The organism is Streptomyces sp. NPDC002602, from assembly GCF_042889445.1.
In the GTDB taxonomy this organism is placed as follows: domain Bacteria; phylum Actinomycetota; class Actinomycetes; order Streptomycetales; family Streptomycetaceae; genus Streptomyces.
This window is the reverse complement of the sequence record NZ_JBIAQX010000027.1, coordinates 60079-68134: the sequence shown is the minus strand read 5'-3', so window position 1 is coordinate 68134 and position 8056 is coordinate 60079. Positions and strand designations below refer to the sequence as shown.

Here is an 8056-nt window from a genome sequence, read left to right as displayed (position 1 = left end):
ACCAGCGAGAGCGCTGGGATCCAGTCTTCACCCCTCCGCAATGCGTCCCGCAGCATCACCTCCACCGGTTCCTCCTCATACGGCTTGTGGGAGGAAGCGATGGTCACCGCACGGACAGCGGCCAGGTCGGCGGGGGCTTCTCGTCTGATCAGCATCTAGGCAGTGTGCCCTCCGGTCGGCCTGGCGTGTGTGCGGGGGGCCTCAGAGATATGGCCTCACCTCGCGGACCAGAGGAAGATGCCCGCGATGTGGAGCCCGGCGAGGTAGGCAGTGGCGGTCTTCTCGTAGCGGGTGGCGATGCCGCGCCACTGCTTCAGGCGGTTGATGCACCGTTCGACGGTGTTGCGCTGCTTGTAGGTCTCGCGGTCAAAGGCCCGGGGGGCTGCCTCCCCGGCTGCCCCGACGCAGGCGGTGGCCCCGCTGGTCCGCCGGGATGGGGATCACCGCCCGGATGCCGCGCTTGCGCAGGTAGTCGCGAATGGCGCGTGAGGAGTAGGCCTTGTCGGCCAGGAGTACGTCCGGCCTGGTGCGCGGCCGCCCACGGCGGCGTGGGACGCGCAGGCGGGCCATCACGTGCGTGAAGGCGGGCGCATCACCGGCCTGTCCGGCGGTGAGAACGAAGGCTAGGGGCCGTCATTGCGCTTCGGCTGCGAGATGAATCTTCGTGGTCAGCCCGCCGCGGGACCGGCCGATGGCATGGTCGTCAGGCTCGCCTGTCGGGGCCCCTCTTTTACGGGCCCCGGCCGCGTGCTGGTGAGCACGCACGATCGTGGAGTCCACCGAAACGGCCCAGTTCAGGTCCTCATCCGCGTCGGCCTGTGCCATGAGCGCGGTCAACACCCGCTCCCAGGTGCCGTCGGCGGCCCACATCCGCAGCCGGTTGTAGACACCCCTCCAGTTGCCGTACCTCTCCGGCAGGTGGACCCACTGCGATCCGCTCTGGAACTTGAAAGCGATCGCATCGATCACCTCGCGGTGATCCCTCCATCGACCACCTCGCTTCGGCGTCCGGTCCGGAAGCAACGGCTCGATCCGCGCCCACTGCGCGTCACTCAATGGCACACCCGAACCAACGATCAGATGATCCGAACGAAACGGCCTAGTCGTTGCCGTCCGAGCGGCCGGTGCCGCCTCCGTCGCCTTCGTGCTCGGCGCGCGAGCGGGCGGCGTTGATCCGCCGGGACGCGAGAAGCAGACCGCTCCCCGGCTTCGGGTCGGGCGTCGGGCTGTGCGGCATGGGTTCCTCCTGCTGCCGTGAGGCGGGCCGGTTGCCTGCCTCTGGTGTGCGCGGGACCGGGGTCCCAGCGCGGTTCCGCCCGGAAAGGGCGGACGGTGTGACCCGCCGGCGCGACCAAGGCCGCGGGGCGGAAGTCTCGAGTGGGCCGGGACGGTGCTCTCCGAAGGGGGCGAGGGCAACGTCCCGGCAGGCGGCAGCCGCCGGTACGGGCGTCAGGCTGCTGTGGTGGATCAGGTGGGCGACTTGCGGATGTCCCTTATCAGCGCCTGCCGTTCCCGGCCGGTGGCAAGCCGTACCCACGCGTAGGCCTGCTCGGCGTCGACGCCGTCCCATCCGGAGCCCACCTGGACGATGCGTCCGGTGAACTCCTCAGGCTGTTCGCGGCCACGGTCCTCGGGATGGACGTAGGAGATGCCGGTGACCAGGTCGCCGACGGCATACGGGGCGCGGCGTGTTTGGGCTGCGGTCCGATGGGGACTGGGCGTGCGGGCCACGGTGCTCTCCTTCGGCTTCCGGTGACGGACGAGGTCGGCCCGCGAGCGGGGACCTTGGGGTCTTGCGGGCGCGTCATTGGCCGGAGCGCCCTGACAGCCTGTGCCGGTGTTCGGCGGCGTGATACTCAGTCAACCGGCTGCTACGGAAAGTGAGTACGGTGGTGGCGTCGGGAACCCGTTCAATCCGTTCAAGATCGCTTCAGGGGGCTGAGGGTTGCGGAGAGCCGGACACCGAACGAGAATCTGGCGGCTGTCATCGCCGAGGCCGGGGTCACCTACTTCGCGCTCGCGCGCGAGATCCGCGCCGTCGCGGCCGAGGCCGGCGAGAGGCTGAGCACGGCTCCGTCGGCCGTCGCCTACTGGGTGGCTGGCGGATCACCGAGTGGTCGAACGGGCGCGTACATCGCCGAAGCTCTCACCAGAAAGGTGAAGCGGCGCGTCACGACGGCCGAGATCGGTCTAGGCTCCGCAGGCATCGGGAAGGCCATGGGCGCTGATCCCCTGGCCACCGCCGCCGACCTCGGGAGATCAGTGATGCTCCGCCGCAGGGAATTCATCAACGCAGCGTTCGCCACCGCGGCGGTCGGCCTTCCCCTGGCCTACGACCACGAGGCCGTGGCCGCCACGTTCAAGGCGGCTGGGAGCGGTGGCAGCGTCGGCGCGGAGGAAGTCGCGGTCGTCCGTCAGCTCACCGAGATGTTCCGGAGCGCGGACGAGAAGCTCGGGGGCGGACATGGGCTGACCACGGTCACCGCCTACCTGACCGACACCGTCGCCCCGATGCTCTCCGCCCGCTTCCCCTCCGAAGCCGTACGCGAAGACGCTTTCGGGGCCGCCGCCCAGCTCGCCTGCCTGGTCGGCTGGAAACACCACGACCTCGGCCGCGAAGGTGCCGCTCAGCAGTACTACCTGTTGGGCTATCAGCTCGCCTGCGAGTCCGATCCGGCCGGTCACGGGGCGTGGCTGATGCGGGCCATGACGCACCAAGCCCTTGACCTCGGCCATCCGCACTCGTGCACGGAACTCGCGGAAGAGGCGCTGCGGCGGGCGTCGGGGAAGGTCGACCGGCAGACCGAGGCCCTGCTCCTGGTGACCTGCGCGCGGGCCTACGGGAGCAACGGGGACAGTGGAAAGGCGGCAGCCGCACTGCTGGCGGCCGAAAGCGCCCTCTCGGACACCCGGGAACCGGTGCCGTCGTACTCGGCCGCATCCGGGCCCGTCGCGGCGACGGTCGCCTCGCACACGGGCAAGACCCTGACCGCGATGAAGGACTACTCCGCAGCCGAGCGGCATTACCGCACGGCGATGCTGGCCCGCACGCCGGGCACCTATCAGCGCGGGCACGCCCTGACCATGATGAACCTGGGGAAGTCGGTCGCCGCGCAGCACCGGCACGAGGAGGCCATCGGCTTGTGGAACCGCTCGCTCGACTTCATGGACGGCGTGGCTTCCGACCGCAGCCGGCAGGAGATCCGCTCCATCCGCCGGGCGGCGGCCGGCTACCGCAGACGCGGGATCCCCGGGGCGGCGCACCTGGACCAGCGCGCCACCGAGCTCCTACAGGCGCAGGCATGACGGCCTCCGAGACGACTGGGCCCACGGTCGGGGTCGTCGTGCTGACCATGGGCGACCGCGAGGACGAACTCCGCACGCTCCTCGACTCGGTGGCGGCGCAGGAAGGGGCTCCCGCGACGGTGGTGGTGCTCGGCCAGGGCGTGAAGCTGCCCGCCCTGCCCGTCTGGGTGACGGCCGTCGAGCTGCCGGAGAACTTGGGGATCCCCGGCGGCCGGAACGCGGGCGTGCAGTGGTTGCGCGAGCACGGCGGCGTGGACATCGTCCTGGTCCTGGACGACGACGGCCTCCTCCCCCGCACCGACACCCTGCAACTCGTCCGCGAGGCGTTCACCGAGAAGCCGCGCCTGGGGATCGCGGCATTCCGGATCGTCGACGAGCAGGGACTCACCCAGCGCCGACACGTCCCCCGCCTCGGCGACGCCGACCCCACGGTGTCAGGGCCGGTCACCACCTTCCTCGGCGGCGCCCATGCCATCCGCATGACCGTGATCGACGAGGTCGGTGACTTCCCCGCCCCGTTCTTCTACGCTCACGAGGAGACCGACTTCGCCTGGCGGGCCCTGGACGCCGGCTGGGACATCGACTACCGCGCGGACCTGCTCCTCCACCACCCCCGCACCGCGGCGTCCCGGCACGCGGTCTACTACCGCAACACAGGACGCAACCGCGTATGGCTGGCCAAACGCCACCTGCCCGCCATCCTGGTACCCATCTACCTCACTACCTGGGCCGCCTACACCGTCACGCAGCAGCCACCCCTGTCCGGACTCCGGTCCTGGTGGGCCGGGTTCTTCGAAGGACTCCGAGTCCCCTGTCCACCGCGACAGCCGATTCGGTGGCGGACCGTATGGCGGATGACCCGCTTGGGACGCCCCCCAATCATCTGAATTGGTTCCGCTTGGTGGGTAGAGCGGCCTCTGCGGCACGGACAGTTGGGTAAGTGTCGAACCTGCGAGCCGTACCGAGGCGGGAGCCGCCATCGAGCGGTCGCCGGAGAGAGCGACTGGGTACCCGATTAGCCTGTCGCTGCCGGAGCGCACGCACGCGCAGGCTGGCGTCACGGAGCCGCGCAAGCAGCTCTCTGTCTGTATGCGCTTCGTTGGGGTGACCGTGGCCGCTGGGATCGCGCCGAGATGATCCGGCATGTGGGAACCGGGTACACACGGGCTCGGGCGAGGGCCGTGCGCGCAAGAGCCACTTGCATAGGGCTCGACACCCCACCGCCAGACTGGGGATGGCCGTTCGGCCCAAGAGTCCGCGCCCCAACGCCGCCGGAGTCCGACTCGGCTTCCCTGGACCGACCACCACCCGTTCTCCTCCTGGGCTATTCGCTGGCGTGGGGGCAGATGAGTTCTGCCAGCTCCCGTTCCCAGCCCGTCAAGCAGCCGTCATCGGTCTCTGTCAGCGCCGATGACGCCAGTGGCTCGCTGATCTCGAGGAAGGCCGAAATGTCTGGGCGGGCCACCGAAAGCAGTGCTGTGCCTTCTGGCGACCGCAGCCGGATGTGGACGCGTTGGGGTGGGCTGGTCTCTGTTGCCGAAGCAGGCGTGGGCCACACGATCACGTCTCCGATGCCGACGCTGTGGTTCAGGCCGTCGACCAAGAGGTCCCGGGCGAAGGTCCAGCTCACTTCGTCATGGGTGCCCGGGTAGAAAACCACGGTGATCGCATGCCTGTCGGCTTGCTTGTAGATCAGTGTCACGGGCAGGCGTTCTCCTGTGTCGCCTTCCTGGAGATGCATGCGCATCCACAGCCGCGCACGGCGCTCGCCGCTCTCCTTGTCCTTCCTGCTCCAATGCAGATCGCCCATGCCCTCTGACAGCCGCTCGCCTTCCCAGTGATCAGGTTCGGGAGGGGAGGGCATAGCTCCCTTCCCGCCAGCACCGGACCGCTCATCCCTCGGGACGAGGAGAGTACTGCCAGGCAGGAGCGTGTACGCGTTCATGTCCGGAGGCGTGGACGCCTGAGTGGGAATGGGCTGCCGGCGAGCAGCACTGAGATCAATGGCCATTTCCGATGCGATCAGCAACGAGGCGGACGCCGTCGCAAGATCGGGAAGCGGTTGCGGGTGCGCGTCGAACAACTCGCGCCCGTCCCGTCCCTCATTCACACCGAAGGGGCTGTACTCCCACATGGTGCGGTTTCTGTCCCCCAGCCGGCCCGCCGTCCACGCGCGCGCTTCACGAAGCTGGTCCTCACGCGTGGAGCGGAGTGCCAGGCGGGCCCATGGCAAAGGCGGCGAAGCGTGCAGAAGGTCAGTGAGACACGCCTGCGAAATCAGCCGCGCCTCGCTAGCGGTTCGCACGGTCGCCGCAACCGCGGTACGTGCCAGGTCAGCGTTGGATGGCGTCGCAGTCCGACTCACCGGCAACAGCGCAGGCTGCACACCGGATTCCTCGCGCGACTTACACAGCTCCAGCGCGAACCGTCCGAGGTCGCGGCGGAGGCCGAAGGCCCACCATTGATGCCTGGTTTCCTGGGTCCGGGACTCGTCGCCGAAGCGCACGAGGTAGTCCGGCAGAAGTCGAGAGTGCTTGTCCCACTCAGTACGCGGCAGCCCGGACAGTGTCGCTGCAGTGTGCACCAGGTGCTGCTGGTGGAGGTGTTGGCTATCCGCTGTCCGTCGCAGCGCTTCCCACAGGAGATCGATGTACGTGGTGGTCCGGCAGACTCCCGGGGGCATGGCCAGGAGAAAGCCGTCGCCGCGGTCTGGCTTGTGCAGGGCGCGCCACTGCGACCACGGTTCGTCGCGGGCTCGGACGGCATCGCTAAGGAGGTCGTAGAGGTAGTGCCGAACCTCAGCGGTGGAGTCGTGGCGTGTACCGGCCCTGCTGATGTCGACCAGCATGATGGTCCTGGAACGGTGCAGGCGCTCCTCCTTGGGGGACACCCTCATGCTCCTGTCGTACGGCCATGCCGACTTCTGCCACCTGCCGAGCATCTCGCGATGGAATGCCTCGAACGCGCAGCCAATGGTGCTCGGCCGTCCATCCTTGGCGTCAGCCATGTCGGAGGCGTCGATGCCAGGCGCGGAAGTAGGCCCTGTGGCAGAGCCCTCTTCGTTGGGAGGGGGCGGTGTTTCGCCGCTCGCCGCAGCACGCAGGTGGCCGCGGGTGCTCTCGTCAATGGCCGTGGCGCAGGTTTGTACGTGGGGCGCTCCGAGGCTGGAGGCGGCCATCAGGGCCGCGAACTCTGCGTCCTCAGCGGTGCTGTGCATCGTGTCGTCCTTGTCAACACTCATCGTGCTCCCCCCTCCTCCAGTACCACTCGGACCGAGCGGCTGGCGGAAACCTTGGTGCGGGCGCGGGCCAGGCGTCCCTCGAGTGCTTTCGTTGTCAGTCCGACCTCCGCGGCGGCCTCCACCTGGGTGTATCCCAGGGTCATCAGCGCGAGCGCTCCGCGCAGCTGCTCGTCGGGCAGGAGCGGCCGCAGACGGGCGATGTCGTCGTGAACGGTGACGATGTGGGCGGGGTCGGTGGCGCGCTGGTCGGGAATGTCACGCTGCGCGCGCAGGACATCGTCCTCGCCGGCTGCTCGGTGGTCGAGTTCGGACTGTCCGAGCCTGTATGCCTTGTACCACTTAATGTATACCGGGCTGAAAGCCAACAGGCCGGCGCCGACGAAGTACGTCGTCAAGCTCGCTCCGCCTTCGGGCGTCCACTTACCGCGGACAAGTCCGTGCTCGCGGAAGAGGGCGCTGCCCTTAATGACGGTGTCGGTGACGACCTGGCTGCGTTCGTCGTCGCCCCAGGCAGTGGTCACCATCGTCACGGGGATAGGGCGGCCGGCGCGGGCTACACGGTCGAAGATCTGTCCGGTTGCGCTCCAGCCATTCAGGATGCGCCACGCGTATTCCATCAAGTGCTGCATGAACTGGGTGTAGTGCGGGCCTTCGAAGCCTTTACGCCTTAAGAAATCGACCAGTGCGGCGTCGGCCTGACGGCGTTGATCACGCATCGAAGCGTCTTCGCCGCCGGCTTCGGCAAGGGAGGCCTCCAGCGCTCTCAGCGAGCCGCTCACATCACCGGCCGCTACACACCGGGAGTCGCCGTGGTGAGCGCGTCCCTCACAAGCCTCATCCAGCACATCCGCTCCCTTGCCCTCGCCCGCACCTCGTAAAAGGGAGGGCCGTCCGGCCGCTCGCTTCACTGACGTCATAGGCGGCCCGCAAGCGCTTCCCCTCGCTTAACCCGCAACAAATTCCATGTGACATGGGTCACCAAGGGGCCCGGGGGCGTAGCGACCTAAACCTGGAATGACGGCAACCGCAACCGCGGCAGCCACACATCAACACCCGCCGGAGGCCCTACCGTGACCACGCCCTCCCACGGCCACCACACCAGTACCGCCCAGCCCCAGCACGCACCCCCCGGCACGGCCCCCGCCCTGCCGTGTGTCCACGCCCCACAGGTCGCGCCGGCATCACAAGGGCCAGGCGGCCCGCGCCCTGTCGAGACAACGCCGAGTGCTGGCCATGCCCTGATCGGCCTGCGCAGCAGCCTCGTTCTCGTGCTCGGCATCCTCGTCGGCACCGGCGCCGGCGTCCTCACCTACCTCGCGCAGCGCAACGCCGCCACCGCTGTCCTCGCTGGTGGCGCCGCCTTCGCCGGTTCCGTCCTCTTCTTCCACAACATTATCGCCAGCTAGGGCAACCAACCGGCCGAGTCGGCCAGCCGACCTCTCCCGCGACCAGACCAACCAGCAGCCCCCGATCCGATGCGACCCGTGCCGGGTCGCATCGGATCGGGGG

At 68.7% G+C, this 8056-nt stretch carries 7 protein-coding genes and 1 pseudogene; 3 read left to right on the top strand and 5 right to left on the bottom strand.

Translation table 11 applies throughout. The features are described from left to right. Nucleotides 1-215 precede the first annotated feature (215 nt). The 3 genes and pseudogenes from ACFYW3_RS37250 to ACFYW3_RS37240 form a co-directional block, all read right to left on the bottom strand. Nucleotides 216-1077, bottom strand: a pseudogene (locus ACFYW3_RS37250) (IS5 family transposase). A gap of 22 nt (nucleotides 1078-1099) precedes the next feature. After that, the gene (locus ACFYW3_RS37245; RefSeq protein WP_199819258.1) at nucleotides 1100-1237 is read right to left on the bottom strand and encodes a hypothetical protein; all 138 of its coding nucleotides are present in this window, start codon (nucleotides 1235-1237) and stop codon (nucleotides 1100-1102) included. A gap of 230 nt (nucleotides 1238-1467) precedes the next feature. Continuing rightward, nucleotides 1468-1731, bottom strand: a complete 264-nt coding sequence (locus tag ACFYW3_RS37240; RefSeq protein ID WP_389388777.1) for a hypothetical protein — start codon at nucleotides 1729-1731, stop codon at nucleotides 1468-1470. 207 nt (nucleotides 1732-1938) lie between these two features. Here ACFYW3_RS37240 and ACFYW3_RS37235 point away from each other — a divergent pair, with 207 nt between their 5' ends. Both ACFYW3_RS37235 and ACFYW3_RS37230 read left to right on the top strand, forming a co-directional pair. After that, entirely contained in the window at nucleotides 1939-3306 is a 1368-nt protein-coding gene (locus ACFYW3_RS37235; RefSeq protein ID WP_389388783.1) for a tetratricopeptide repeat protein, read from the top strand. Continuing rightward, nucleotides 3303-4193 (top strand): glycosyltransferase family 2 protein, encoded by an 891-nt coding sequence (locus ACFYW3_RS37230; protein WP_389388776.1) that lies wholly within the window; start codon nucleotides 3303-3305, stop codon nucleotides 4191-4193. The genes ACFYW3_RS37235 and ACFYW3_RS37230 overlap by 4 nt, the downstream gene beginning before the upstream one ends. Nucleotides 4194-4630: 437 nt before the next feature. Here ACFYW3_RS37230 and ACFYW3_RS37225 read toward each other — a convergent pair whose 3' ends face one another. Together ACFYW3_RS37225 and ACFYW3_RS37220 are read right to left on the bottom strand one after the other, a co-directional pair. Further along, nucleotides 4631-6547, bottom strand: a complete 1917-nt coding sequence (locus ACFYW3_RS37225) for an SsgA family sporulation/cell division regulator (RefSeq protein ID WP_389388775.1) — start codon at nucleotides 6545-6547, stop codon at nucleotides 4631-4633. Continuing rightward, nucleotides 6544-7326, bottom strand: coding sequence for a sigma-70 family RNA polymerase sigma factor (locus tag ACFYW3_RS37220; protein WP_389388774.1), 783 nt, complete (start codon nucleotides 7324-7326; stop codon nucleotides 6544-6546). Before ACFYW3_RS37220 ends, ACFYW3_RS37225 begins: the two co-directional genes overlap by 4 nt. Nucleotides 7327-7815: 489 nt before the next feature. Between ACFYW3_RS37220 and ACFYW3_RS37215 the strand changes: the two genes are divergently transcribed. Continuing rightward, a complete protein-coding gene (locus ACFYW3_RS37215) occupies nucleotides 7816-7953 on the top strand; it encodes a hypothetical protein (protein ID WP_376108403.1) in 138 nt (45 codons plus the stop codon). Nucleotides 7954-8056: the final 103 nt, after the last annotated feature.

What these genes read in the sequence shown, in the direction of transcription:
- ACFYW3_RS37245 (WP_199819258.1), bottom strand. Translation starts at nt 1,237, where the DNA reads ATGCCGCACAGCCCGACGCCCGACCCGAAGCCGGGGAGCGGTCTGCTT.
- ACFYW3_RS37230 (WP_389388776.1), top strand. Translation starts at nt 3,303, where the DNA reads ATGACGGCCTCCGAGACGACTGGGCCCACGGTCGGGGTCGTCGTGCTG.
- ACFYW3_RS37225 (WP_389388775.1), bottom strand. Translation starts at nt 6,547, where the DNA reads ATGAGTGTTGACAAGGACGACACGATGCACAGCACCGCTGAGGACGCA.